This window comes from Paenibacillus sp. GM2 (assembly GCF_900069005.2).
In the GTDB taxonomy this organism is placed as follows: domain Bacteria; phylum Bacillota; class Bacilli; order Paenibacillales; family Paenibacillaceae; genus Fontibacillus.
On sequence record NZ_LN831279.1, the window covers coordinates 1,521,591 to 1,548,178 of the forward strand.

At 47.2% G+C, this 26,588-nt stretch carries 19 protein-coding genes and 2 pseudogenes; 15 read left to right on the forward strand and 6 right to left on the reverse strand.

Going from position 1 to position 26,588, the window contains the following annotated elements:
• Positions 1-83: 83 nt before the first annotated feature.
• Both BN1360_RS16620 and BN1360_RS16625 read left to right on the forward strand, forming a co-directional pair.
• The gene (locus BN1360_RS16620; protein ID WP_068780985.1) at positions 84-1,742 is read left to right on the forward strand and encodes a helix-turn-helix domain-containing protein; all 1,659 of its coding nucleotides are present in this window, start codon (positions 84-86) and stop codon (positions 1,740-1,742) included.
• Between the two features lie 141 nt (positions 1,743-1,883).
• Complete coding sequence (locus BN1360_RS16625) at positions 1,884-2,861, forward strand: iron-hydroxamate ABC transporter substrate-binding protein (protein WP_068780986.1); 978 nt, start codon at positions 1,884-1,886, stop codon at positions 2,859-2,861.
• Positions 2,862-3,152: 291 nt separating this feature from the next.
• On the opposite strand, the gene BN1360_RS16630 is transcribed toward BN1360_RS16625, so the two are convergent.
• Entirely contained in the window at positions 3,153-4,028 is an 876-nt protein-coding gene (locus BN1360_RS16630) for a LysR family transcriptional regulator (RefSeq protein WP_229521024.1), read from the reverse strand.
• Between the two features lie 106 nt (positions 4,029-4,134).
• Between BN1360_RS16630 and BN1360_RS16635 the strand changes: the two genes are divergently transcribed.
• From BN1360_RS16635 to BN1360_RS16655, 5 genes are all read left to right on the forward strand, one after another.
• The gene (locus BN1360_RS16635) at positions 4,135-4,701 is read left to right on the forward strand and encodes a chromate transporter (RefSeq protein WP_068780987.1); all 567 of its coding nucleotides are present in this window, start codon (positions 4,135-4,137) and stop codon (positions 4,699-4,701) included.
• Positions 4,701-5,258, forward strand: a complete 558-nt coding sequence (locus tag BN1360_RS16640) for a chromate transporter (protein WP_229521025.1) — start codon at positions 4,701-4,703, stop codon at positions 5,256-5,258. The genes BN1360_RS16635 and BN1360_RS16640 overlap by 1 nt, the downstream gene beginning before the upstream one ends.
• Positions 5,259-6,707: 1,449 nt before the next feature.
• A complete protein-coding gene (locus BN1360_RS16645; RefSeq protein ID WP_068780988.1) occupies positions 6,708-7,229 on the forward strand; it encodes a DUF6773 family protein in 522 nt (173 codons plus the stop codon).
• Between the two features lie 20 nt (positions 7,230-7,249).
• Entirely contained in the window at positions 7,250-7,444 is a 195-nt protein-coding gene (locus BN1360_RS16650; protein ID WP_068780989.1) for a helix-turn-helix transcriptional regulator, read from the forward strand.
• Positions 7,445-7,980: 536 nt separating this feature from the next.
• Positions 7,981-9,411, forward strand: coding sequence for an erythromycin esterase family protein (locus tag BN1360_RS16655; protein ID WP_148466598.1), 1,431 nt, complete (start codon positions 7,981-7,983; stop codon positions 9,409-9,411).
• 71 nt (positions 9,412-9,482) lie between these two features.
• On the opposite strand, the gene BN1360_RS16660 is transcribed toward BN1360_RS16655, so the two are convergent.
• On the reverse strand, positions 9,483-10,349 hold the full coding sequence (locus BN1360_RS16660) for an AraC family transcriptional regulator (protein ID WP_068780990.1): 867 nt from the start codon (positions 10,347-10,349) through the stop codon (positions 9,483-9,485).
• 414 nt (positions 10,350-10,763) lie between these two features.
• Here BN1360_RS16660 and BN1360_RS16665 point away from each other — a divergent pair, with 414 nt between their 5' ends.
• The 5 genes and pseudogenes from BN1360_RS16665 (at position 10,764) to BN1360_RS16680 (ending at position 17,765) form a co-directional block, all read left to right on the forward strand.
• Complete coding sequence (locus BN1360_RS16665) at positions 10,764-16,043, forward strand: glycosyl hydrolase family 8 (protein ID WP_229521026.1); 5,280 nt, start codon at positions 10,764-10,766, stop codon at positions 16,041-16,043.
• Between the two features lie 543 nt (positions 16,044-16,586).
• Positions 16,587-16,703, forward strand: a pseudogene (locus BN1360_RS16670) (winged helix-turn-helix domain-containing protein); the annotation flags it as partial.
• On the forward strand, positions 16,693-17,100 hold the full coding sequence (locus tag BN1360_RS16675) for a HAMP domain-containing protein (protein WP_068780992.1): 408 nt from the start codon (positions 16,693-16,695) through the stop codon (positions 17,098-17,100). The pseudogene BN1360_RS16670 and the gene BN1360_RS16675, both read left to right, overlap by 11 nt.
• Positions 17,101-17,123: 23 nt before the next feature.
• Positions 17,124-17,192, forward strand: a pseudogene (locus tag BN1360_RS26450) (hypothetical protein); the annotation flags it as partial.
• A gap of 18 nt (positions 17,193-17,210) precedes the next feature.
• The gene (locus BN1360_RS16680; protein WP_148466599.1) at positions 17,211-17,765 is read left to right on the forward strand and encodes a sensor histidine kinase; all 555 of its coding nucleotides are present in this window, start codon (positions 17,211-17,213) and stop codon (positions 17,763-17,765) included.
• Between the two features lie 239 nt (positions 17,766-18,004).
• Here BN1360_RS16680 and BN1360_RS16685 read toward each other — a convergent pair whose 3' ends face one another.
• Complete coding sequence (locus tag BN1360_RS16685) at positions 18,005-18,814, reverse strand: CAP domain-containing protein (RefSeq protein ID WP_068780994.1); 810 nt, start codon at positions 18,812-18,814, stop codon at positions 18,005-18,007.
• A gap of 210 nt (positions 18,815-19,024) precedes the next feature.
• Positions 19,025-19,723 (reverse strand): DUF6199 family natural product biosynthesis protein, encoded by a 699-nt coding sequence (locus BN1360_RS16690; RefSeq protein WP_068780995.1) that lies wholly within the window; start codon positions 19,721-19,723, stop codon positions 19,025-19,027.
• Between the two features lie 284 nt (positions 19,724-20,007).
• Here BN1360_RS16690 and BN1360_RS16695 point away from each other — a divergent pair, with 284 nt between their 5' ends.
• On the forward strand, positions 20,008-21,801 hold the full coding sequence (locus BN1360_RS16695) for a flavocytochrome c (protein WP_068780996.1): 1,794 nt from the start codon (positions 20,008-20,010) through the stop codon (positions 21,799-21,801).
• 175 nt (positions 21,802-21,976) lie between these two features.
• Here the strand turns inward: BN1360_RS16695 and BN1360_RS16700 are convergent, their stop codons facing one another.
• Together BN1360_RS16700 and fabV are read right to left on the reverse strand one after the other, a co-directional pair.
• Positions 21,977-23,491, reverse strand: coding sequence for a DEAD/DEAH box helicase (locus tag BN1360_RS16700; RefSeq protein WP_068780997.1), 1,515 nt, complete (start codon positions 23,489-23,491; stop codon positions 21,977-21,979).
• A 478-nt stretch (positions 23,492-23,969) separates the two neighbouring features.
• Entirely contained in the window at positions 23,970-25,160 is a 1,191-nt protein-coding gene (fabV, locus tag BN1360_RS16705; RefSeq protein ID WP_068780998.1) for an enoyl-ACP reductase FabV, read from the reverse strand.
• Between the two features lie 616 nt (positions 25,161-25,776).
• Between fabV and BN1360_RS16710 the strand changes: the two genes are divergently transcribed.
• Both BN1360_RS16710 and BN1360_RS16715 read left to right on the forward strand, forming a co-directional pair.
• On the forward strand, positions 25,777-26,193 hold the full coding sequence (locus BN1360_RS16710; protein ID WP_068780999.1) for a tetratricopeptide repeat protein: 417 nt from the start codon (positions 25,777-25,779) through the stop codon (positions 26,191-26,193).
• 38 nt (positions 26,194-26,231) lie between these two features.
• The gene (locus tag BN1360_RS16715; RefSeq protein WP_068781000.1) at positions 26,232-26,543 is read left to right on the forward strand and encodes a S41 family peptidase; all 312 of its coding nucleotides are present in this window, start codon (positions 26,232-26,234) and stop codon (positions 26,541-26,543) included.
• Positions 26,544-26,588: the final 45 nt, after the last annotated feature.

Consider the following 26,588-nt stretch of genomic DNA (forward strand, 5'->3'; position numbering starts at 1 on the left):
AGTTGCATGAGTAGATGCATTGATAGTTGCGGGCAAGCGCGCTTTTGTTTTGCAGGATTTTTTATCATAATGGAGGCCTTGGAGTGGATAAAGTTGTTCCAGAGTGGGTAGAGTCCCGCTTCCCATTATATGCTGTCAGCAGCATTCATTCGCTATATTGCACTTCGAATTTGCCGGAGCATAACATGATTGATGAGCTGACCGTGCTGGTTGCTATTGCGGCAGGGAAGGGGACGCTGCGAATCGATGAGCGGGCGTATAAGCTGGAGACAGGAAGTATTATTGTTCTGCCGGCGCACGCTGATGCTGTTCTGGTCGCGGAGCTGCCGCAGCCGCTTCATGCCTACAAGCTGGTGATTCGAGGAGTCGAGCAGCATTCGGGTTCGGCTGCAGGAGCTATGATGCGAAGCAGCGAAATTGCCTCGACTGCCGCTGTACAAATTTATGCGGATGAACCTGGCATCGTTGCCGACATCGAAGAACTGTACACCCATCGTCTGCCTGTAAGCGAGATGCGTCATGTGCAGAATCAGATTATTTTCCATCAGTTGATTTATCGGATATTAGAGCGTCAGAATACGGAGCTGGAGAGCGACGAGCAACCGTCGATGGAGCGGAGTATCGCTTATCTCGAGCACCACTTTGCCGAGAAAATAACGCGGGAGCAACTGGCCAAGGCGGCCGGCGTTAGCACCTCTCATTTCTCAGTTCTGTTCAAGCAGCATACAGGTTTTTCACCGAGTGAATATTTATCGCGACTGCGTGTGCACCGGGCGAAGGAGCTGTTGATCAGCGGATCGGGCACGCTCCGGGAAATCGCGCTGAAGGTAGGCTATAAGGATGAATTTTACCTTAGTCGTCGCTTCAAGCAGCATACGGGCATTTCACCTTCCGACTTTACCAGGGGTAAAGTTCAGCAGGTCGCTGTGCTGCTCGCACCGTATGCCAGCCATCTGCTACTGCTGGGACTTGCGCCTACCGTGACGATTACGGAGACAAGTGAATATGTGCACACTGTGGAATCAGATCCGCAGGGGATGAATTTCATTGATATTCGCAGCTCTGCAGAGCAGATGAAGACGGTGCTGCTAAGCCGACAGGTTGAGCTGATCATTGCGGCAACGGAGCATCTTCGGGAGTATGGGCTTAACGCTGAGCAGTTGCGCGTGGTTGCCCCGGTTGTGGAGATAGCCTGGATGGAGATGGGCTGGAAGGAGCATTTGCGGTTGATCGCCAGGGCGATTCAGCGAAGCGAACGGGCAGAACAGTGGCTTGCCGAGTTCGAGCAGGAGGAACAGCAGGCGAGGCAGCAAATCAGGAACAACCCTGCCGGCGAAGAGATCATTTCGATCTTTGTTATCAAGCCTGAAGGCGTGTTCGTCTATGGTGCGCGTAATGTCGGTTATGTCTTCTATCGCTCATTAGGCTTGCGGCCGCCGGCGCTTATTGAAGCGGAGATTCGCAAGCAGGGGGATCAATTTCACTCCGTTCCCGTTGAGCTGTCTGAGTTGGATCTGTATGCGGGCTCGCAGGCGCGAATTTTGGTCATTGTGTATCCTGATGAGAAGGGGAACACCGTCCATTCGGAGCAGTTTTTTGAATCCTCCTATTGGAGCGGTCTGTCTGCCGTCAAGCAGAAGAAAGTGGACGTGCTCCATGTAGATGATTGGGTTCCATACAATCCGGTATCAGTTCGCCTTCAGCTTCAACGTGCGGTCGATCTATTGACGAGCTATCAATAGTGCAAGCTACTTTTCCAACAAAAAGGCATGGTTCGACCGTGGACGGCTCCATATAATAAATCTATGTAATTGAGAATGATTTTCATAATCAAAGATTAAATCATTCATCACATAGTATTCATTAAAGGGGAGAGTCATCATATGAAGAAGCTGTTTATTCCGATTGCCCTTGTGCTGGTCCTGGCACTTAGCGCTTGTGGCGGGAAGCAGGCGAACGATGCAGGCAATAGCAATAAAGGGAGTCAAGCGGAGACACCGGCTGCGAATGCAACGAATGGTGCGAATGAAGCGAGCGGAGAATCCGGTACATTTACTTACCAATCTGAAAATGGTCCTGTCGAGGTTCCAAAAAACCCACAGCGTGTCGTTGTGATCACAAGATTCCTGACGGGTAATGTGATGCTGCTCGGCGTACCTCTGGTCGGTGTGGATGAGATGTCCAAAGAGAACCCGAATTTTAAAGATAAGTTAAAGGACGTTGAGACGGTTACCGATGAGAGTCTGGAGAAAATTATTGAGCTGAATCCGGATCTGATTATCGGGCAGTCCGATATTCAGAATATTGACAAATTGAAGCAGATCGCACCAACGGTAACTTATACTTACGGTAAACTGGATTATCTTGCGCAGGAGCTTGAAATTGGCAAGCTGCTGAACAAGGAGAAGGAAGCCCAAGCCTGGGTTGATGATTTCAAGGCCCGGACGAAGAAGGCTGGCGAAGAGATTAAAGCCAAGATTGGCGAGAATGCAACGGTATCAGTGATTGAGACATTCAATAAGCAGCTCTATGTCTATGGTGATAACTTCGGCCGCGGTACAGAAATTCTCTATCAAGCATTTGGTCTCTCCATGCCGGAGAAGGTCAAGGAGGCGACAGAGAAAGATGGTTACATGGCCCTTTCGACAGAAGTGCTCAAGGACTACCTTGGCGAATACGTTATTTTCAGCAAAAACTCGGATGAGGACAACTCATTCCAAAACACAGAATCCTATAAGAACCTCCCGGCAGTCAAGAACAACCACGTCTATGAAGCCGACGCCAAAGCGTTCTACTTCAATGACCCGCTCAGCATGGAGTACCAACTGGACTTCTTCATCAAGAGCTTTCTTGGGGAGTAAATGATCGAAAACTCACGTTCGCAAGGGCGTGGGTTTTTTGTTGTTTGGTGGGGAGTGGGAGAGTCCCAATACGGGCATGCCGATGAAAATTGCTAGCTCTACGATATCGTGAAGGAGCTTTTTCACATCTAAAAATAAAAAATCGTTCATAAAGGTATGTCGCGTAAGGTTCAGTTGTAGAGATCATGACTGGCGACGTTCGACCGGCCTAGCGAGCTAAATCGAACGAACTCTTGGCCAGATTAGACTAACTTTGGGGAATGCTGATGCGAACTCAAAGCTAACATAAGATCACATGGCGGATTCGATATACGCAAGAAGGGCCTTCAATGGAGTAGTCAAATATTTATCCCGATGGTGAACTGCGATCAATTCATTTTTTAGCGCAAGCTCTTGAACAGAAATGGCAATCAATTTCCCTTGTGATAGCGACTCATTTACGAGAACATCGGGCAAAATCGTTATGCCTAACCCGGCCTTGGCAGCCTCTATTAATGCCAGAGAATTTACGCTCGTCCATACGGGTTGTACGGTATGCCCGGACAAATAGAGAACGCTGTCCAACGTATCGCGGATCGCACTCCCTTTTTCACGCAGCAATAGTTTTTCAGCGCAAAATTCTTGCAGAGTCAACTCCTTGTTCGAGCTGAGATAGTCAGGAGCGCACACAATAAATAACGGATAGGCTGCAAATGATGAACACGTAAACGGCCCTTGGGGCGCAGTTCCTTCAAGTAATGCAATGTCAGCTTTGCCGTTTCGCAAAACTTCAATCGCATTTGCCGCGCTGACCACATCAACATGGATCGGTATATCAGGCCAATCTTTTTGAAAGGCGGTCAGTATTTTGGGCAACCAGAACGCAGCAATTGTAATGCTGGAAACAATGTGAAGGGGCGCTCGATGTTCCAGACAGTTGAGACGTGATTCTAAAACCTCGCACGAAGACAGGATGGGAATAATCTCTTCCAGCAAAAGCCGGCCGCTTCTTGTAAGTTGTACGCTTTTGGATAGTCGGTCAAATAAGGCTGTGCCTGTCTTCTCTTCCAGCTCTCGTATGGCATGGGAGACCGCTGATTGGGTGATATACAGCTTTTCCGCAGCCCGTGTAAAGTTCCCCGTTTCCGCTACCGCCCGTAATATTTCAAAATGCCGAAGCGTTATCATAGCTGCTTCTCCTCCCATGAATAAAACTAATCATTATCGCAAAATATTATCATTTTACTAATCGATTGACAACCTCCATAATAGCAGGACGACAGGAGGCGGTTAGATGATAAGCCAAAGAACCAAACTGTATGTCTGGCTTCTAGGCATCAATTTGTTTATCAGCACATTTACGTTTGGAGGTGGGTATGTTGTTGTTCCAATGATTCGGAAGTATTTTGTATCTAGAAAAAAACTGCTCAGCGAAGCCGAGCTTATCGATATGGCCGCAATTGCCCAGTCTTCACCCGGAGCCATCGCAATCAACTTGTCAACTCTTGTAGGATTTCGGTTAGCGGGGATGGCTGGCGCTGTTATCAGTTGTATCGCTGCTGTCCTGCCATCGTTCGTCATATTGATATTTATCTCTATGTTCTATGCAGCTTTTTCGGCGAATCCGACCGTCATTTCAGTATTGAGGGGAATGCAGGCAGGTGTAGCCGCCCTGATTGTAGATTTCGTTACTGATATGTGCAAGATGATGATCAAGGAACGTTCTTTATTTCTTACTTTGTTGATACCGGCTGCATTTTTGGCGAATTTTATCTTTGGGATCAATGTGGCACTTATTCTTATAGCGAGCTGCTTCTTATGCTTTGTACGAGTGTGGCTTCACGAAAGGCGGGGGAAATAGTGGGGGAATTATGGCAGCTGTTGCTGGCCTTTTTACAGATCGGTTTGTTCAGTATCGGAGGCGGCTACGTAATCATCCCGTTCATTCAGGAACTGGCGGTTGAAAAATATGAGTGGATATCGCAGCAGGTTTTTACCGATATCATTACGATTTCGCAGATGACACCTGGCCCATTAGCAGTGAACACCTCTACGTTTGTAGGGCTTCGGATAGCAGGGATACCCGGGGCCATGATTGCTACCTTCGGTTGTGTGATTTCGGGTGTCGGTATTTCTATTTTGCTATATCGTTTCATTCAAAGATTCAACAAATCTGTCTATGTTTTTGAAACCTTAAACGTCTTGAGAGCAGTTACCCTGGGGCTTATTATTTCTGCTGCCGCAACCATATTGCTGCTCACGTTTCTGGGGATACCAGAAATAAGCATGGCCGCCAAAGTGGATTGGATGGCCGTAGCTTTTTTTGCGGTATCTTTGTATGTATTGAGAAAATGGAAAATCAACCCGGTTCTGCTCATGATTCTGACGGGAATGCTGGGAGGGATGATAATCCAATAACATCGGACTGTTGTAAGGAGGTGCGTGAAAGCCTCTTTTCGTCTGTAGTGCTGAACACTTGGGGATGCAGGTGCAGAGTGTACAGCTCTTGCGCAGCTCTAACGAACTCTACGGAACTCCAACTATTAAATTCTAACGAAACTCCATAACGCTATTGCCCCGCATTTCGAGCTAAAAAAATTCTAACGAAACGCCATATCGCTATTTGGGCGAAATGCGGGCTAAAAGTCGCTAAATTGTCCAAATAACGATCCCTTGTTTCGTTAGAATTTTTAGAGGGCTGTTTTGCTGCCAATAGCGATACCACGTTTCGTTAGAACGTTTCGCGGCGCTGGATAGGGCTGACAGCAAACGAACGAAACGTGGGCTTTGCGTTAAGCACCTGTGACGAATAAAGCACCTGAGCGAATAAGGCATATCCGAAAGAGTTTCTCAGATAGGAGGTACTCTTTTTTGCTTGGCTAGAGAGTTAGTCTTCTGGGTGAGGATAGCGAGTGCTGAACACCGGGGTGCTGGTGCAGAGCTGTATAGCTCTAACGAACTCTAACGAAACTCCATAACGAAACTCTAACGAAACTCTAACGAAATTCTAACGAAACTCCATAACGCTATTGCCCCGCATTTCGAGCTAATAAAATTCTAACGAAACTCCATATTGCTATTTGGGTGAAATGCGGGCTAAAAGTCGCTAAATTATCCAAATAACGATCCCTTGTTTCGTTAGAATTTTTAGAGGGCAGTTTTGCGGCCAATAGCGATACCACGTTTCGTTAGAACGTTTCGCGGCGCTGGATAGGGCTGACAGCGAACGAACGAAACGTGGGCTTTGCGTTAAGCACCTGTGACGAATAAAGCACCTGAGCGAATAAGGCAAACAACTCTAACGAAACTCCATAATGCTATTGCCCCGCATTTCGAGCTAAAAAAATTCTAACGAAACGCCATATCGCTATTTGGGCGAAATGCGGGCTAAAAGTCGCTAAATTGTCCAAATAACGATCCCCCGTTTCGTTAGAATTTTTAGAGGGCAGTTTTGGTGCCAATAGCGATACCACGTTTCGTTAGAATGTTTCGCGGCGCTGGGTAGGGCTGACAGCAAACGAACGAAACGTGGGCCTTGCGTTAAGCACCTGTGACAAATAAAGCACCTGTATGAAAAGGCACCTGTGCGAATAAGGCAAACCTCTGTGAATAGCCACCTGTGCGACTAGGGCAAACCCTAAAAAAGAGTCTTTCCTTATCTTTTAGAAGGTAGGAAGGACTCTTTTTGCTTAGATTAAGACCCATTTTCAAGGAGGTTGGAGGGGAGCAGTAGCTATACAACGCGCATGTGATATGTCAATAAGAATAGTATATAGAACTAAATGACATATATATATTGCAAAATGTCCAGTATATCGTTATACTCAAAATCACAAAGAGGAAATGATTGTGAAGGTGGTATGAGAGATGAAATGGTTTCAACGGAAGTCCGTGAAGGATGAGCGGATTGTGAATCTGAAGAATCAGATTGCGAAGGAAGCATGGGTACTGACATTGATGATCTGCAGTATATCGGTGATTGTGAAGACGTTTTTCTTCATGGAGGAGCAATCGGTATGGGTGGAGCTTGTTATTCTAATCGCAACGGGGCTTTACTCTATGATCCGGAGTGTCAGTTCAGGGGTATATTCTGACGAGGTGGAGGTGCATGATCAGACGCATCGATTCTCTGTGAGCAAAAAGCAGCTTATGACCGGACTTGCTTCAGGCCTGTTTCTGGCTTTGTTCTTTGGGTTCCGGAGTGCATATCTTTATGCGGATGGGGATGGTGCGCTGCAAGTGAAGTACTTTCTTAGTGTCTTTGCCGCCAGTCTGATTTTGTACATCCCTTTCTTCGTCATTCTTACGGCGGTTAGCCATCTGGTGATGAATAAGCTAAGCAAGCGCCGTTCAACCAGCGATCTTGATGATAACGATCTTAATGAATAAGAGCGTGGAGGACCGACATCATGAAAAATTTGAAAATGAAAATGGCGCGAGTGGAGAAGGATCTGTCCCAGGATGAACTAGCGCAGATTGTTGGTGTATCGAGACAGACGATAGGGTTGATTGAGCTTGGTAAATATAATCCTTCGTTAAGCCTTTGTGTTTCGATATGCAAAGCGTTGGGGCGCACGCTGGATGATCTCTTTTGGGAAGGTTAGAGTTTAACCGGATGGGGAGTATCGGGACTTTCTATGCACGTTAGTTTATCTTAAAAAATTTCGCAATTGAGGGATTACGATCATCACTGGCATAATGGCCGGCTAGCGTAAAACGTGTGACTGGTGAATGGCAGTATGAAAATAACAAGCGTAACAAAAGAAGAGAATCGTGCGCTGAGAGGGACATATTGGGTTGGAGAAATAAATTGGTATAGGGAAGCACATTGGGATAGAGAAGCACATTGGTATAGGGAAGTACATTGGGATAGAGAGACACATTGGTTTTGAGAAACACACAAAGAAAACACATTGGGATAGAGAAACACAATCGTATAGAGAAACACATCGCTTTGGAGAAACACACTGGTATAGAGAAGCACATTGGGTTGGAGAAACATATTGGTTTGGAGAAACACATAGAGAAAACACACTGGTATATAGAAATAAATTCGTATAAAGACACACATTGGTTGGAGAAACAGAGGGCGGAGACTAGTCAACAGGGTAACTTCAATAATCTTAAGGGGATAATTCATATGATGCAAATGAGTAAACGTAAGGTAGCTGGAGTTGTAGCAGCGGCTGTATTAGGCGCACAATTATGGGCAAGTGCGGTTCCGGTGTATGCCCAAGAGGTGAACTCGCTAAGCGAGACACCGACACACCAGGTTGCCCGGACCACCCAGGAGACGCTGGCTGATTGGGAGGCGTGGACCAGGGATCATGCTTATCGCCTGGAGACGATCAAGCCGGTGGAAGGAAAGATCGAGCCGGGAAGCTTCAAGGATCTTGACATGCTGAAGCCGCTTCTGCACGATAAGCGCATCGTATTTCTGGGCGAGAGCTCCCATGGCGTTGCCGAGTTTAACCAGGCCAAGACGAGGCTGATTCAATATCTTCATGAAGAGATGGGCTATAATGTGCTGGCCTTCGAGAGCGGACTAAGCAATACTTCGATTGCTTATGGCAATGCAGCCAGTCAGAGCGCAGAACAGACGATGAAGGATTCGATCTTTGGCGTGTGGTGGAGCAAGGAGATTCTCCCCTTGTTTAACTATCTAAAAGATACACAGACAAGTGAAAATCCGCTTATGCTGACAGGCTTTGATATTCAGATGCAATTTCCGCTCATGAATGGCAAGTGGCTTCAGGATGCGAAGCAGGCTGAACGATTGAAGCAGGCGGAGGAGAAGCTCGCCGCCTATGCGGGAGGAACCGACCTGGAAGGCTATCAGAAAGATAAAAACCACTTGATGGGTATCTACAACGAGACTCTTCGCACACTTAAAGCGAAAGGGAGCGAAGAGCACATCAAAGCGTTGTATCCGTCTAATCCTGCGCTCATAAAACAGCTGGAGCGGAGCCTTCAGGATCGAATTCGAGCAGCTGATGAATATGTAGAGCTATCTATAAAATCGAATCGCGGTTATGAAGAGGAGGACTATGCTGTTTATGCCGAATATCTGCTGAAGTCGATGGAATGGCGGGATCAAGCGATGCAGGATAACCTGATCTGGCTTGCGACCGAAGTATATCCGAACGAGAAGTTCATCGTGTGGGGGCATAACGATCATATTCAGAAGGCGCATAGTGAAGTGATGGGAACCTATTATCCAGTCAAGCAAATGGGAGAGCTCCTGCCTGAAGAGTGGAAGAAATACAGCTATGTGCTTGGTTTGTACCCGGTGAGCGGAAAGACGGCCGATAATACAGGTGCGATCCACGATGTTCTCCCATTTGAAGAAGGCTCTATTGAATCGATCGTATCCAAAGCCAGCCAATCTCCTTATACCTTTATTGATCTTAAGTATCGCAATAATGAGCGCGGCAATTCATGGATGTTCGAACCAAGGTATACCTACAGCTGGGGGATGATTCCGGAGAGTCTTGTGGCCAGAGATCAATATGACGGCCTGCTGTTGATTGATAATGTGCATCCGCCACAATATATACGTAACCACAAATAGTCTGATCCAGCTGCAAGGCTGGTAAAACACATAGTAGATCGTTCACCTTAATAGGGGGGCGGTCTATTTTCTTAGCTTAATTTACTTTGGTTCATCTTCCGATACTTTAGCGGCGGAATACCTACAATGGACTTGAAGATGCGACCGAAATGGGTTTGGCTTTCGAAGCCGACAAGCCCGGAGATTTCCGAGACGGTGAGTTTGCTGTTTTTCAGCAAGGTGCAGGCTTCCTTCATCCGGACATTGTTGACGTATTCAATAAAGGTGAAACCGGTGGATTCTTTAAAGATGCGACTTAAATGGGACAGACTCAAGTAGAACTTTTTTGAAATATCCTCCAATGTCAGACGCTGATTATAGTTTTCATGGATATGGTTGATAATTTGTGAGATTTGCCGATAGGTGCGGTTGGACTCGATAAAATAATCGTTTTGCCCGTTAACGCATTTTCGCTGAATGAAGATTAGCAGTTCCATCAGCCTCAGCCTCACGTAAAGCTCTGCTGAAGCGGACGGATTCGCGGGGTTGCTTGCGTTCGTATTTTCACGGATCAATTTATCAAATAGCTCCTCTACAAAATTTTGCTCATGGCCCCGCAGCTTGATCGCATTCGAATCCGAACGGAAGCAGCCAAACAAGTCAAGGTTTTCCGCTTCCGGCAGCAAAGATTGAAGAGCTTCTTTCTTGAACAATAAAGTGACCCTTTCATACTCGGCCCCGTTGGAATTGATTAATCGATGCACCTCATTCATATCGATCAATAGCAGGACCCCGCCGACCACCTGATAGGTCCGGTCCCCGATGAAATAATACAGCTCACCGGAAATAATATATAAAATTTCATAAGCATCATGATAATGATGGGAAGGGATGCTGGATTGAGTCTTTTTTTCACGGCTGATATAAAAGAGTTCTGATTCGTAAAAGTTTATTTCCACTTTCAATCCCTCCTTATGTCCAAAAGGCAGAATGCGCTTACATTGATCATAGCATGTCATGGTCCGGTTGGAATCACCTTTACACAATTTTACTGGCCAATCATCTCAAGCTTACATTCATGGTGGATAATAAGAGATCGCAAACGGTTGATGATTTTAGCAGGAAACGTTGAAAACCGGGGTTTTTGAGAAAATACGTTGAGAATATTTGTGAGCGCTTACGTTATAGTAAACTCAAGATCCGGCGAATCAACGTTGGCCAGCTTGCGAATATCTGATGAAGGGGGGAGGCAGGCCATAGAGAGGGCGCGTTATCCTGTAGTCGCCTAATCAGCAGAATCCTTTTTTGTCTCAAAAGTTAAAGCGCTTTAATTTTCAGGAGAGTGAGGTAATGAATGGCTAATGAAGAACCTAGTGAAGCCAAAATGGCGACGGCACCCATCTCTGTTACTAATCTTTATGCTGCTGTTCCAGCTGGCAGGAGTCGTATCTGCTGACGGGCCGCCGGTAGACCATGCAAAGGGTGTTGCACCAGAATATCTAGCGAACAATATGGAGGAGTGGATAGGGGAAGATGCCGCAGCTCCAATACTGGAATCCGTACAAAATGCGACGACTGATGCTGTATATGTTGCCCAGTCTCTTGACCAGGAGGTTATCGCGCAGTGGGTCTTTCAGAATGGCGGGGACAACGGCACGTTTGTTGCTACAGGCGGTCAGTATCAATCGGCATCGATACTGACCAATGTTGGCGGTGTATTCGAGAACTATAGCGGCAGCAAGCAGGAAATCAGCTACCAGGGCTGGGATCAGGGCAACGGCAAGAAGTACTGGTTGGTGACGATGTCTACGGCCGGATTTGAAAATATCGCCATATCCTCAGAACAGAATTCATCCGGTTCCGGACCTAATGATTTCAAGCTGCAGATGAGTACGGATCAAGCAACCTGGACAGATGTGAAGAACGGCATCATTCAGATGAATACAAGCTCCAGCTATAACTGCCCGCAAGATACATGCAAGCTGAAGAATCTTCCGCTTGATGGCGCGGACGATAAAGAATTGCTGTACATCCGCTGGGTTGTCAATTCTAACACACCGACGAATACGGTGGATAATCCGTCAGGCATCGGTGGCGGAGGCTCTAGTAGAATCCGCAATATTTACGTAACTGGCGATCCGATCGCAGGAAAGACCCCGGTCATCCCTACAATGGATCTCTCACAGCTTCCTAAGCATGGCGCAGAGAAAGTTGCAGTGGATGCGCCGTTAACTGTCAAGTTTAATAAGAATATTTCGATTAGTAAGCCGTCCGTAAGCATAATCGACGGGAATGGTCATGAAATTGAAGCGACCGCGGCAGTGAGCGGCGGCCATACGCTGCGCATTAATCACCCGGAATTTATGTATGGGGCTACATATACCGTGTCCATTCCGAGACAAGCGATCATGGCCGAAGATGGAGTCCCACTTGTCCGAGATATATCCTGGAGCTTTACGACACAGGATTCTCCGCTTATTCCAAAGCTGATTAACATGACCTTTAATGCGAAGCCGAAGACGGGAATCGCTTTTGCATGGTACACAGATATCATGACAGCTACGAAAGTACAGGTTGTTGAGGCTTCCAGAATGACGGGGGGAGCATTTCCGGAGCAAGAAGCGATGGAGTTTACAGGCACCGGGGAAGAGATCGGGACCTTTATGTCCAAGGCAGATCGCTCGACCGGGTATAAAGCGAAATTCATCAGCCACAAAGCAGCAGCGAACAACTTGAAGCCTGGCACCCGGTATCGCTTCCGTGTTGGCAACGGCCAGGAATGGAGCAAGGTGGGGTCCTTCACGACCGATACAGCGCAGCATCAGCCTTACCGCTTCATTGTCGGATCGGATTCACAGGCTTCCAGCAAGGAAGATTTCGAGCCATGGGCCGATACGTTCAAGAAGGCCCGCGACTATATCGGGGATCCGAAGTTCCTGATCAATGCGGGGGATTTGGTCGATAACGGAGACCTGGAGGAACAATGGCAGTGGATGCTAGGCGTAGCCCAGGATGAACTGCTGAATGTGCCGTTCGTCCCGGTTCTTGGTGGTCATGAGATTCAGGACTATGACGGGGATGAGACGACACCTAACAATAACTTCTACAATCATTTCAATCTGCCGCGGAAGGTGGTCGCAGCGACGCATGACGGTTCTGTCTATGCTTTTGAATACGGGGACGCGCTCTATATGGTCTATAACTCGCAGTTTGACGGCAAGCTGAATGAGGATGGAACCGTGAATTGGGACGACGACCAGCATGAGCAGTTCTGGAACCAGGTTGACTGGATGAGAAATACGGTTGCCAAGTCGGATAAGAAGTGGAAGTTCGTTACTTTCCATAAGTCCCCTTATGCGGCTGGCGATAATTCAGCTCAATGGGAAGGCGAGCGCATTGAATTTTATAAGAAAAATCTGATCCCGGTTTTTGATGAACTGGGCATCGATATGGTATTCGAAGCACATGATCACATGTACATGCGGTCATTCCAAATGTACGGCGATCAGATTATCGATCCGACCAGCCTGGATAAGGACGGGGAAGGCAATGTCATCAACCCGCAGGGTACGGTCTATCTTATGTCGAATGCTTTCGGGAATAAGTTCTACTATAAAAATTATCAGTACGAGTTAGATGAAAATTGGGAACCGCAGCTCATTTATGATGAGAACGGGGATCCGATCTGGTATGATGATTATTTTGCCGCGGTCGATGAACAGCCGGAGAAGAAAATGTTCACGGATGTCTCGATCTCCGATCAGGTAATGAAGTTTACAGCTTATACGGCTGCGGTGGAGGATGAAGGGAAAGCCGAAGCCGTCGGAAACGGCTTAATCGATTACGACCATTACGGGATCAAGCGGACAGATAGCAAACCGAACCCGGTGGAAGCAGCCAAAGTCACCTTGAAGGGGAGCAAAGCGGTGCTTACCTGGACGGTGCCTAAGAACAGCAAGGAACCCGTAAGAGGTTTCAGAATCTACGAGAAGAACGATAAAATCAAGACATATTGGAGCAAATATATAACGGTTAAAGACGGACAGACGGAATACAGTTACACTGTAGAGGGCATTAATCCGGAGAAAAACTATGATTTTATGATCAAATCCGTGGGCAGAAGGGATAATTCTGCTCCCGTTGAGATCAGCACGTTAGGAGGGCCAGTCAACCAGGAGCCGCCGTCCGAACCAGGCAATCTGAAAGGCACAGGAGCATCGGCGTTCCAGATTAATCTGACCTGGGAGGCATCTCCAGGCACAGTCAGCCCGTCCGGATACCATATCTATCGTGATGGGTCGCTTGCAGGAACAACGGAGGCGACATCCTATAATGATATCGGTCTCAAGCCGGATACGTCTTATCGTTATGTTGTCAAAGCTTTCAATGCCGAAGGCATTGAATCGCTGGGCAGCAATGAGATCGTGGTGAAGACAAAGCAGGCGCCAGCAGGGGAAGGGCCGCACAAAGCCTTCCCGCAGCACACAAGTTATGTACAAGGCTCGATCAAGCCGAATCATGTGACACAATCGCAGATGGATCAGACGGTAGGACGTTTGTATGATGAATGGAAGGCTAAATATTTGAAAAAGCATCCTTATCTCCAAAAAACAGATCCAGCCCAATATTATGTATGGTACGCCGATGGGGATTGGTTTGAAGAGGAGTATGATGAGGAGCTTGGTGTGGACTATATGGCCACCACAGTATCGGAAGCGCATGGTTACGGGATGCTGATCACGGCTCTAATGGGCGGGCATGATCCGGATGCGAAGCAGTACTTCGACGGCTTGTTCCGCTACTTCAAGGCGCATCCAAGCGAAATAAACCCGAATCTGATGGCCTGGAAGCAAGGCGATACAGGGACGGCGATCGTTGATGTCGATGGCGTCGATTCGGCAACGGATGGCGATATGGATATCGCTTATGCGCTATTGCTGGCTGACAGCCAATGGGGCAGCTCAGGAGAGATCAATTACTTGGCAGAGGCCAAAAGAATGATCAACGCCATTATGGACAACGAAGTGAACCAAAGCGATTGGATGCTCAGAATTGCGGATTGGGCCACGAGTGGGAAGTGGGCGGCCGCTACACGTCCTTCTGATTTTATGCTGCAGCATATGAAGGATTATCGCAATGTAACGGGCGATAGCAAATGGGATCGGGTCGTAGACACGACATATGGAATGATTCATGAATTGTACTCCGGCTATAGTCCAAATGCCGGCTTGCTTCCTGATTTCGTATTGAAATCCGGCGGCAAGTTCGTTCCTGCAGAGCCGAACTTCCTCGAATCGGATTATGATGGAGATTATAGCTATAATTCTTCACGGACGCCATGGCGGATTGGCACCGATTATCTTGTAACGGGGGATGTGCGGGCGAAGGATCAACTGAGCACGCTTAACCGCTGGATTCGTGGGATGACGAACGGCGATCCTGATCAGATCCTGGCCGGTTACAAACTGGATGGTTCCCAGGCCCTTGAGGAATATGGGGATATCACCTTCTCGGCTCCGCTTATGGTTAGTGCGATGATCGATTCCTCCAACCAGGAATGGCTGAATAAGCTGTGGGATCATAATGCGGCGGTACGGACCGAAGATGACGTCTATTTCGGCAATAATTTGCGCTTGCTTAGCATGATTGTGGTCTCCGGCAATTGGTGGACACCGACCATCGTTGATACCGAGGCACCTGCGGAGCCGACGATCGATAGAGCGGAGGCCGTGTCCGGTACGGCGGTGGACTTAAAATGGACACCGTCCGGGGATAATTTGGGCGTAGCCGGTTACAAAGTATACCGCAATGATCAGGTCATAAGCACGACGACAAAGACAGAATATCGAGATACAGGCCTTTCTGCGGGTACAACCTACAAGTACTTTGTCGTTGCATTTGATGCCGCGGGCAATCTGTCAAAGATGAGCAATATCAGATATGTTACGACGCTGCAATCTCCGGGCGGCGGAAGTCCTGGTGACAGCACAGGAGGAAGCAGCGACGGCGGCGCGAACTCTCCACCGAAGACAACAGACCCGGGGGCAGGCACGGATCTAACGTCAGAACCGGATAAGCAGCCTGAGACCTCGACACCGGCGAAGAAGAGCTTCCGCGATGTAGGGGAGAAATATGCGTGGGCGAAAAACGCGATTGAAGAACTTGCTGGCGCAGGCATCATAAAAGGAAAGACGGAGTCTACCTTTGAGCCGGGTAAACGTATTTCGCGGGCAGATTTTATAGTCCTGTTAGTTCGCGCACTTGGTCTGAAGGCCGACTTCGACGCTAACTTTGCGGATGTTGCTTCAGGCGCCTATTATTCCGAGGCGCTGGGAATTGCCAAGCAGCTCGGCATCGCTGTGGGAATCGGCGGCAATAAGTTCGAGCCAATGGCGCATATATCCAGGCAGGATATGATGGTGCTGACGGCAAGAGCGCTCAAGCTGGCCGGTAAAATGAACGAAGCCGGCAGCGCTGTTGATCTGGGTAAATTTACGGATAGCTCCAAGCTCGCTGAGTACGCAGTAGAGAGCGTGGCTTCTTTGGCCAAAGCAGGTATTATTCTGGGTGACGGCCGGGCGATTCATCCGGCACAGTCAGCAACCCGAGCAGAGGTTGCCGTGATGATCCATCGGTTCTATACAAGACCGTAATCGCTTATATGAACAGAACCCGAGGTTTCGACCTTCGGGTTCTTTCTGCTTCTGTACGTTTTCCTTACATTAGCGATCGCCTTACCTTACCGGATCTTCAGAATTAATTCAGATTTTTCGCAGCTTGATCTGAAGAAGTTTTCGTTATGATGATGAAAATGGTGAGGGGGAGACGATCAATGACTATAACTGTTAGTGAATTCATTCAAGAAAGAGCTATGTTTTTCTATAAATTTCTACGATCACCTGCACAGATTGGCAGCGTGACACCCAGCTCCAAATTTCTGGCCCGAGCGATGGTTCAATCGATATGCTGGGATAAAGTCAACAGTGTAGCCGAACTTGGCGCAGGAACAGGTGCGATTACAAAGTATATTCAAGCGGCGGCTAATGCGGATACCCGGGTGCTGCTATTTGAGAAGGACCCAGCTTTATACAGGGAACTGAGATTTCAATATGCACAATACGGATGTTACAGGGATGCCTGCCGCCTCCAATACATCATGGCTCAGGAGCAGTTGGAAGGAGCAGCACGCATACTACTCCCAGAATACAGTGATGGTCCATATTCGCAACCTTCGCGAGAAGATCGAAGCCAACCCGAGAAATCCTCAATATATTAAAACGGTATGGGGAGTGGGGTATCGCATTGACAAATAAATTTTGGGTAGCCCTCAGTGGCAAGAAGAGTATTCGTACCCAATTGACTTGGGCGATTTTTCTGAGCTTTCTGGTTACAACCCTTGTGATTTCCCTATTTCGGAATACCGTAACAAGCCTGATATTATTTATAGCTATATTTATCGTTTGTTTTATTATCCTTACTCGTCCTATCGTTAGATCGATCTGGCAAGTGGCGAACGGATTGATGGTCATTGCACGCGGGGATTTGAGTTACAGGCTTCCCGTGTCGAGACAGGATGAATTAAGGATCGTCTCCCAGAACGTAAATCATATGGCCCAGCAATTACAGGAGCAGGTTGAGCGTGAACGACAGCTGGAGATTTCACGGATGGATCTTATTACAAGTGTATCACATGATTTGAGAACTCGCTGACCAGCATTATCGGATATCTCGATCTGCTCAAGAAGCAAGCCTTTCAGGATGAGCAGGAAGAGGCGCGCTATATTAACAATGCATTCAACAAAACCCGGCAGCTCAAGCAGTTGATCGATGATCTGTTTGAGTATACGCGTCTATCCCATGGCGATGTTCAGTTGAATCTCCAGGAGGTAGATTTTCATAACCTCATGGAGCAATTGGTCTCGGAATTTGAACCGGTTGCGAGGGAACAGGGAATTACTTTGCTTCAGGAGCTAAGCCCCGAGCCGGTCATCATAAGTATGGATGTCGAACAGATGGTCCGGGCGATAGATAATCTGCTCATGAATGCAACGAAGTTCTCATTGCTGCCCGGTGAAGTGAAGATCGGCCTGATTACCGGTGAGAAATTTATCCAGCTATCGATCGAGAATCAAGGTCAACCGATTACTAAAGAGCAGGAAGAATTGCTCTTTCAACGGTTCTACAGGACGGAGCCTAAGCGGAGTGATATGTATATGCCTCCCGGATACGGATTAGGCTTATCCATCGCCCGAAATATTATCGAATTGCATAGCGGCCGGATTTGGCTGGATCATCAGCAAGGGGAATATCGATTCTGTATTGAAATGAAGAGGCCGATGCATGCAAACGCAGTACAGCAAGAGATTAGGCAATAATAAAAAATCCCAGGCACCTGCTCGGTACCTAGGATTTGTAGTTCTTCTGGATTTATGCGTGCAGCTTCTATACTCTAAATGATTCAAAAAGTCTGCATTTCAGCACTTTAGAGGATTGAATGAAGTTAGGGTCTGAGGAGCAGAACGTACATTATTGTAGGTGAGCACCGGAAGACCCAGCTTGAATTCAAGCTTCGATGTCGGATCCATTTCTTCATTCACTCGTGATCAAAATCGGACTAACCGATAAATTCTTGAACCCAGTAGCCGTTGTCATAAGCTACACCAATCTTGGTGAAGTTTGGACTCATAATATTTTGACGATGGCCTTCACTATTCATCCAGGCATTCATTACTTCAGCCGGGGTGCGTTGACCCTTTGCAATATTCTCGCCTGCGTAGCTATAGCTGACTCCAAATTGCTTCATCATATCGAATGGGGAGCCGTAGGTTGGCGATTGATGGTCAAAATAGTTGTTCTGACGCATATCCGCTGCCTTTGCTGCAGCCACTTTAGTCAGATTATCCTGAACTGTTAGCGGCTTAAGGCCGGCTTTGCTGCGTTCCTGATTAACCAGATTCACCACTTGCTCTGCGAAGGAAGCATTATCCGTTTGGCCGGAAGTGCCATTGTTATTATCGCTTGGTGCTGTTGGTGTAGTCGGCTTTGTTGGTGTTGTAGGTGTAGTTGGTTTTGTTGGTGTTTCATTATTATTGTTATTGGATGAGTCCGATCCTGTCGACGGCTTTTGGTCCGGGTTGCTTGGTTTCTCGCTCGGAGTAGTTGGCTTTTGAATCTCCGGCAGGTTAGACAGATCAAGATTAGGGATCTGCGACAGCAGAGATTTCAAATCATCCAGATTGCCATTCCAGTTTAATTGCACTAATTTTTGCTGAACCTTTTGAACCTGCTGAGTTGGCTGATTGCAATTTATATTAGAAGCAGAGGCTGCTTCCGCTTTTCCTCCTTGTGGCAAGACTACTCCGGCTGCAATAACTGCTACCGCCATACTTCCTGTTAATAGAGTTTTCAGATTCTTATTGGTCATATTCTTAATTCCCTCCAAGTTATCGAATTGAGTTCGCGACGGAATTCAATAATGACATCCCGGTTACAATGTTGTAACTTTTCGCAATTTCATTCTAACATGTCCGGAAGGAGAATAGGGCAGGTAAGTTATGGATGGGAGATTCTCTCATTTACCTCAGTGTTAATCCTAGACTTATAGGAAGTCCATAATCCCGGTACAGAATAATTCTCAGTACGCTTGTATCGCGACCCAGATGGCAAAGCCCATACAGAATATTCCGCCAGCTTTACACATGAAATAATAAAAATCACTAGGTTCAGGGTCTTTCACCCAAAGCCTTTGAGCTGAGAGGTTGAACATAATGTCCTGAAATTTCTTATATCGAAAAGAGCACCATCCATAAATGAGTATAGCTAATGCCAGAAACAAAAACCCCGGTGCCCCTGGAGTATTATGATATTCCGGGTAAGCGGCCGTTACAAGCATCGCAGGGGTAAATTCCTCTTCGCCTTCTTGAATGATTCTTTGGTTGTTCACATAAGCGAAGACCTCAAGCACTAAATCGCCATTTTCATCGAAACTCCATAAATTACCGGATTCATCTCTTACTTCGTAATTACGACCGTTTGGATATGCCACGTTATATGTTGTATTAGAACTGTATTTCGTTATGTAATACTCCATATGATTAATAATTACTGTGCGCCCATCATCTTCAATACGCACCTGAATCGGCGCAGCCGTTTTACTTTGATAAGCGACCAGGTTGTCATGCTCGCTCGCGAAATGGTACTTATTCAGGTTTATGGAGTAGACAGGCTCTGTGAAGTAAGGTCTGGACAATACAGCGACGATCACGGACAGGATGATGACACAGGTAAAGAAAATAACGGTGGGGGACAAGACTTTTCTGAATTTCGCCGCCATATCGATCTATCTCTTCCTTTCGGTTTTATACAGTTAATACGCCAGAGCTTGAAATTGGTTTCGATGGCTGGGCATAGATTCATGACCTTAAAATGACCGGAATTATGACCATGACTCGACAGACAAAGAGGCTCTAATTTGTGAACAAAGTTTGTGAAAGTGATAACATTCACAAAATAATGTGGAATATTGTGCTATCCTTTGTTTCTGTAGTGCACAGTACTGTAAAGCTGCAAATAAAATCAACAACTAACAACATGGAAAGACAAGGGGAAAATCAGAAAATGATGAAGATGAAGAGGATTGGGAGCCTTACTCTTATCCTAAGCTTAGTCGTAATGCTGGCAGCATGCGGCAGCGGGAACAAGGGCAAGGAGGCCGGTAACGGAGCCGGCCAAAACGGCATCGTTACTTCGATCGGTGAAGGCGATGGCAAGCATGGCACGATTAAGGTAGAGGTTACATTTGAGGACAATGAAATCAAGAATATTAAGGTTCTTGAGCAGAAAGAAAACGAAGTTCTGGCTGAGCCTGTATTTAAGGAGCTCGGTGATACGATCATCGCCTCCAACAGTGCAGAGGTGGACGCGATAAGCGGTTCAACAGTGACGAGCACAGGTTATATCAATGCAGTTAAGGATGCGATTGCGAAGTCAGGATTAACGCTGCTTGCGAAGCAAGCGGCAGGCAAGACGGAAACTGATGAACCGACAGAACAAACTTACGATGTAGTAATTATCGGGGCTGGCGGCGCCGGATTCAGTGCAGCTCTGGAGGCCAAGCAGGCTGGCGCATCTGTAGTTCTGTTGGAGAAGATGCCAAGCGTAGGCGGCAACACATTGATCTCCGGTGGCGAGATGAATGCGGCCAATAACTGGGTACAGAAAAAAATGGGCATCAAAGACAGTGTGGATTTGTTCGCGCAGGATACGCTAAAAGGCGGCGATAATGTCGGTGATCCGGAAATGGTTCGCGTACTCGCAGAGAACGCAACAGCGGCCGCAGAATGGCTGAAGAATGATATCAAGGTTAATTTCCTTGAAGATAACCTGTTCCAATTTGGCGGTCACTCTGTGAAGCGTGCGCTTATCCCTGAAGGACATACCGGCGCTGAGTTGATTACCAAGCTGAAAACAAAGCTGGACGAAATGAAAATTGATCTGAAGACAAACACGAAGGCTGATAAATTGCTGACAGATGATCACGGCAAGGTAGTCGGCGTAGAAGCAACGGGAGCAAATGGAAATACGATCACTTTTCATGCAAACAAAGGTGTTGTTATTGCATCGGGCGGCTTTGGCTCCAATATTGAAATGAGAAAGCAGTACAATCCTGAATACGATGAGAAATATATGACTACAGATGCTCCAGGTTCGACTGGCGACGGACTCGTAATGGCGCAAGCCGTTGGCGCTGCCTTGACGAATATGGAGAGCATCCAGACTTATCCGGTATGCGACCCGGTGACAGGGGTTATTTCGCTCGTTGCAGACAGCCGTTTTGATGGAGCGATTCTCGTTAACCAGAGCGGCAAACGCTTTGTTGAAGAGCTGGAACGCCGCGACGTTATCTCCAAAGCGATTTTGGCTCAAGAAGGCAGCTATGCTTATCAATTGTGGAATCAGGAAATCGGAGACATCAGCAAGACGGTGGAAGTTCATAAGGACGAATATGATTCGCTTGTGAAGGAAGGCGTGCTGTACAAAGCGGATACGCTGAAAGAAGTTGCCGAATTCTTCAAAATCGATCCGAAGGCGCTGCAGGAAACGATCGATCGCGTCAATAAATTTGCGAAATCAGGCAATGATGAAGACTTCCATCATCGTCAAGGTTTGCATGATATGAGCAAAGGTCCTTACTACATCGAAAAAGCGGTACCTTCTGTTCACCATACCATGGGCGGACTTGTCATTAACAAGACCACGCAAGTTATGAACGAGAAGGGTGAGCCGATCCCTGGCCTGTTTGCTGCCGGTGAAGTAACGGGTGTCATTCATGGCACAAACCGTCTTGGCGGTAATGCGATTGCCGATGCTATTACATTCGGACGGATCGCCGGACAAGAAGTGGTTAAATAATATTTAATCGGGCCGAACCGTTGGAAGGGGCTGACCTGCTATTTGATATAGCGGGCCAGCCCCTTTTTGGGATTAAAAAAACCGTTACACGCGTTGATGGAGGATTGCTGAACCATCTTCTCATGGAACGGTTTTTTATTTTGAGAGTATCAGTTATTGTTCACGGCTTAAGCTTCTAACGTCTGCCTCTGCCGCCGCCGCGATTGCCGCCTGACGGATTCTGGCGACCGCTGCCTTGCCTGCCACCTTGTCCGCTATTGCGTCCGTCATTACCGCGGCGTCCTTGCCGTCCGGCGTCCTGGCGTTCACCACGGCCAGCGCGTCCCGATTCCCGGCCTCCGGGACTGGAACTGCGGCTGCTGCGAGAATAGTCGCGCTCGCCGGAACGTCCTGATCCGGAGCGTCCGGCGCTGGAGCCGCGCTCATCTCTCGACGGTCCGCGTTTTGCACTACGTCCGGCACCATATTCACCTGTACCGGTGTTTCTGCCGGTACGTGCGCTATCGGCACCGCTGTTTCTTTTGCGAGAATCTCTAGCTGGCGCAGCTATGGAGCCTTCAATACGTCTCAGCCCTGATTCGCCAAGCTGGCGCTTCGGTATCGTCATTTTGATGCCGCGTTCGATCGCTTCCAGGACTCCGCGATCATGGGCTGTTACAAATGTGATCGCCACCCCGGTGTTTCCGGCACGGCCTGTTCGTCCGATGCGGTGGATGTAATATTCGGCATCGGCAGGAATGTCATAGTTGAATACATGGGTAACGCCTTCAATATCCAACCCGCGTGCAGCCATATCGGTAGCGACTAGGATTTGCAGCTTAGCCTCCCGGAATCTCTTCATGACCTGTTCACGCTTGGCCTGCGACAAATCGCCATGCAGCTCGTCCGAAGCGTAGCCTTGCTCCTGCAGCTCCTGATTCAATTTGCTGGCCCGCCGCTTGGTACGGCAGAAGACAACTGCAAGATAAGGATGCTGTTGTTCAATAAGAGTACAGAGATCCTTGAATTTGGAGCGATCTGTGACCTGAACCGCTATTTGCGAAATTTCCGTGAGCGTTATCTGTTGTGTCGGAATCTTCACTTCCTCGGGCTTCTGCATGTATGCTTGGGCCAGCTGTCGAACCTGGTGTGGCATCGTCGCCGAGAAGAGCAGCGTCTGACGGCGCACAGGGGTTTGCTCCACAATATTCTGGACCTCAGGGAGGAAGCCCATGTGCAGCATTTGATCGGCTTCGTCAAGGACGAGCATTTTCAGCTTGCCGAAGTGGATTGAGCCGCGCCGCAGATGATCCAGCAATCGGCCGGGAGTAGCGACAACGATATGGATTGCGCCCTCAAGCTTGCGCAGCTGGCGTTCCACATCTTGACCGCCATAAGCGGCAAGCACGCGTGCTCCAACCACGGATGCCAGCTTCTTGAGCTCGCTAGTAATCTGAATGGCCAGCTCCCGGGTAGGGGTTAGAATCAGCCCCTGAACCTCCGGACTGTTCACATTGATGCTCTCAAGCATCGGCAGGATGAATGCCAGCGTCTTGCCGGTACCGGTCTGTGCCTCGCCAATAATATCATGTCCGGCTTGTATATAAGGGATCGCTTCCGCTTGAATCGGAGTGGGTGTGGAGATCCCCAGTTCTTGCAATTGCTGTACCAGCTCGGCACGGATGCCCAGCTTCTGGAATGATTTCGTCATGTAATTTGTTAAGCTCCTTATTATTAATTGCGTCTAATACCTTTAGCTATTGTAACATGAGCGGCGCGTGATACAAGAGCAGCTGGGCAGCGGTTATGAATATTGCGCGTCAAATCCTATGATCCTGTTATGCCATCCTTTTAAGCTATCCTTCTAACGGAAATTCATGCCGCTATTCGCATTAAAGTAAGATATCTTGAACTATAACGGAAATAGGAGCCGTTATATTGCATTCTAATTGGGTTTTTGGGTCTTGCTGAAGCAAAGAAGTGCGCCTATTTCCATTAGAACATGTAACATAGGTATTTCTAATCAAATAGAGCATTATATTTCCGTTAGCGGGGTCTCGACGGTTCAGCAGACTAAAAAAATAATAGAACGAAGGGCGGAAAGAATAGATCAAGCATTCATAGCCCTTCGTTCTATTTTGTGAATAGCATCTGAATATGATTACGCGCCAAATAGCTTCAGTAACACATTACTCCACATGAGGAACAGCAACGGCTGGGTCAATATCTGCTTCATAGTCGATTCCCTCTATCTCGAAGCCGAATAGCTGGAAAAATTCTTTACGGTAGCCGGAGAGATCGGACAGATCGAAAATGTTGTTGGTATCCATCAGCTCCCATAGCTTCGCAACCTCTTCTTGTACATCCTCACGCATTTCCCAATCATCAATACGGATGCGTCCTTTTTCATCTACAGGCACGATATCCGGGCCATATAGCCGTTCGGAGAATAAACGATATATCTGTTCGATCGTTCCTTCGTGAATGCCTTTCTCCTTCATCACTTTATATAAAGCGGACATGTAAAGCGGCACAACCGGAATGGCAGAACTGGATTGAGTCACAAGCGCCTTGCTGACGATGACATAAGCATGTCCGCCGATGTTGTTCAGCCGCTGATCCAATTCGTGGGCGGTACGTTCAAGATCATCCTTCGCTTGCCCGATCGTACCGTCGCGGTAGATGGGCTGAGTGATCTCCGAGCCAATATAGGAGTAGGCGATCGTAACCGCATTATCAGCGAGTACCCCGGCTTCTTCCAGGGTGTCGAGCCATAGCTTCCAATCCTCTCCGCCCATGACAGCAACCGTATCCGCGATTTCTTGCTCTGTTGCAGGTTCCAGTGTCACTGGGCTGATTTCACCTGTGTGAAAATTAACTGTCTTGTTGGTATACGGCTGACCGATTGGCTTCAAGGTAGAATTGAAGGTTTCACCTGTTCGCGGATTTGTGCGGCGTGCTGTTGCAACGCTATAGATAATCAGATCAACTTTGCCGAGCTTCTCCGCAATGACTTTTGCTGTTTTGGCTTTGATCTCGTCTGTAAAGGCATCCCCTGTCACGCTGTAGGATTTGAGACCCGCTGCTTCAGCTGCCTGTTCAAAAGCCGCGGAATTGTACCAGCCGGCGGAAGCGGTTCGTGAAGCCGTTGCCGCACTTGGGCGATACACACCGATCGTGTTTGCCCCGGCTCCAAAAGCTGCGACTACGCGCGAAGCCAGTCCATAACCGGTCGAAGCTCCGATGACGAGCACATTTTTTGGTCCATCTATGGTGGGTTGCTTGGAGACATAATCAATTTGATGTTGTACCTGCTTGGCGCATCCAACTGGATGAGCGGTTGTACAGATGAATCCGCGAGTCCTAGGTTTAATAATCATGAATTGTCTTTCCTTTCATTCTGGAATTGCTGTGTAATGAATCCATGTGAGCGTAGAGTCATTGAGGCGGGATAACCTCTTTAAATCTAATAATTTAAAATTACTTTAATCTATTTTATTGTACCCGTATAATCCGAAGCCAACAACTCTTAAGAATACCAGTGTGATAAGCGGGGTAATAATTATATAGCAAACCAAAGACAAACGATTTCGCTTCTATATTGAATCGAGGGTGTTTGTCTTTTGGTCTGAACTATTTGTGTAATTTGGGACAAAAATACTCTATTTGGAGTGAGATGAATTTTTTTTCGTTTCTCATCTGGTATACTACGACAAATAATAAAGGGTACTGCTGAATTTGATGAGGTTGAACAATTTTATAAAAAGGCCAGTGAAAGGTTTCCCGATCGATGGAAGGCAAAAATAAAGATTGGTGAACTTTACTATAACTATGATAAATATGATGAGGCTTTTTCTTTTTTTTGGAAGTTAAAGGATCAATACCCTGATCAAACCGATATTAGTATTGGCTAGCTAGAATGTATAACGATTTGGGAGCCATGGACAAGGCTAAGCAGATACTGGCTGAGGATGCGTTACAGGTGGGTCATATTATATGGATCAAGGTTTATATATAGCAGCTATCCCCTATTTTGAAGAGGCTATCGAATTAGCTCCAGAGGATCAAGAGGGTTATGTTAGCAAGATTAAAGCGCTGCATTGGGGCAAAAGATATTATCGTTGTGTCGAGTTTGGAGAAAAGGCGGATCAGCTTACGTTTGAAAGAAATGCAGATATAGCTTGGTTTATTGGCGATAGTCAGTATCAGCTTGGTAATTATGAGCAGGCTGTCATTTATCTGAAGCAAGCGACAGACCGTAATCCTGATGATCCTGAGTTAGGGTCTGGTTTAGCTAGGGCGTATTTAGCTCTAGAAGATGATGCAAAAGCCGTGGAATCTTACAAAATAGCCCTTAAACTGAATCCAGAGAACTGGATGGCCCTCAATGTAGTGATGTCCAATATGAAGTGAGAGATGATGTTCATTATTTCAGGATAAAGGATTTTAGCATGACTACAGATGATCAATTTATTCAATACGCTGATCGCATTATTTTTGTGGATGAGAATACAGCTAGCGCAGCAGAGCTGCTAACATGGGACTTGAAGACATACTTGAGTAATGTGGTTATCGTTGGGCGTAGTACTTTTGGTAATGGGGTTGGTCAGAAAGTATTTGAAGATGCCAAACAGCGGATCATGGTGTACGTAGTTAGTCACTATTGGAATGTAATGCGGAACAATGTATCTAACTTGTGTATTACCCCGGATATCAAAATTAAGGGAAAATCTTTAGACAGTTATATGAAGCAGGTTCGATGACCAATCAGAAAAGGACTGCACTAAGTTGAAAGTCGGTATTGTTAA